This is a genomic window from Nocardia sp. NPDC058497, from assembly GCF_042720195.1.
In the GTDB taxonomy this organism is placed as follows: Bacteria; Actinomycetota; Actinomycetes; order Mycobacteriales; family Mycobacteriaceae; genus Nocardia.
This window is the reverse complement of the sequence record NZ_JBHXMY010000958.1, coordinates 1-1,423: the sequence shown is the minus strand read 5'-3', so window position 1 is coordinate 1,423 and position 1,423 is coordinate 1. Positions and strand designations below refer to the sequence as shown.

Below are 1,423 nucleotides of genomic sequence, written 5' to 3'. Positions count from 1 at the left end.
CGGCAGTGTGATTTGTTTAATCGCCCCCGCGCCTGGTTCTCCCGGTGCCCGCTGGTGTAGTTATCTGTGTTGGGCTTGTGGGGGGGGGCCCCCCCACGCCGGGCCCCCCCCCCGCTCCCCTAAGCCCCGAAGTAGGTCACCGGTGTTCACCGCGCCCGTCAGCGCGGTCGGCTGGCGCCACGTACCGCCGCCAGCCTGACCCTCCGCGCCTCACCCCAGTCCCGTGCCCGTCGCGCAATCCACTATCAACGGAATCGGAGTTCACCATGAGCACCCACGACTACGACGTCTACCTCGACGGCGTCATCATCAGCGGCCCCCTCGATCAAGCACTCGACGCGTTCGACGCGGCCCTGGCCGAATTGTCCACGACCATCGGTCTGGTCGCCGAGATCACGGCGCACGCCACCGGTGCGCGGATCCGGTTCACCGATTCGACCACCACCCACTACCTCATCGCACCGCACGACGCCGGCGACCGTGCTGCTTGGGCGATGCTGGTCCAGACTCGCCTCCAACGCCACTGGCCCACCGCCACATTCGCCCTGCGTCCTGTCGGCAGATGGAGCGACACCGAATTTCTGCGTCTGTCGTGGACCGACGGGCCCACCCCCTCTCAGGTCATCGTGTTCCTGGGCCAATATCAAGTCCACCCGTTCACCGCTCTCGAGCGCGACCTCGACCGTGTCCACTCGACCACCGCATGGGCCACCCTGGCCGCCCTCGTCGAAACCACAGCCTCCATCGAGGTCCCCCGCACCGCAGCCGGTGACATCGATTGGGCCGCAGCAGCAACGGTCACGCCCGGCGTCTCTCCGGCCAACATCGCCGGCCTCGTCTTCGACACCGCCGCCGCGCCTACGCTGACCCTCGCCGAGATCTTGCGTGAGCTCTCACGCCACGTCGACCTCACCCACATCACCACCGACACGGACGCCCAGATCACCGCGCCCACCCTCACCGTCACCCACGCCCACGCTGTTAGCCCGGTAAGCGCCACCCTTCCTGATGGCACGGCGGCTGTTGTCGTCGGCTACCTCGCCGTCGAAGACCGCACACCGCCTGCCCCGGGTACGCCCGTCGCCCCGGCGGGACCGCAACCCGGCACCGACAGCACCGCCCTGGCGATGGCGCTCGTCGAGGTCGGCGAATGGGAAACGCTCGTCGTCGCCGCCGACGGCACCGTCACCCGCGGCATACCCGGCGACGGCGGTAGCTCAACGACTCGATGGGTTCTGTATCCCGTCGATCGCAACCCCGACACCGGCGGTTACATCCTTACCCGGCGGCCGGTCACCGCGATCGAGGAGACCGTCGCCACCTCAGCTGCGATCCTCGATGGCTTCAGCCAGTCTCGTATACACAAAACACAGCCCACCAGACCGTAATTAATCTCGGTGTGGGGGGGGGGGGGTAGATGGAG

The 1,423-nt window shown here is 67.7% G+C and carries 1 protein-coding gene; it reads left to right on the top strand.

Annotated features, from left to right (window positions below; all coding sequences use genetic code 11):
- Positions 1-266: 266 nt before the first annotated feature.
- On the top strand, positions 267-1,388 hold the full coding sequence (locus tag ACFWPJ_RS32830) for a hypothetical protein (protein ID WP_378857409.1): 1,122 nt from the start codon (positions 267-269) through the stop codon (positions 1,386-1,388).
- Positions 1,389-1,423: the final 35 nt, after the last annotated feature.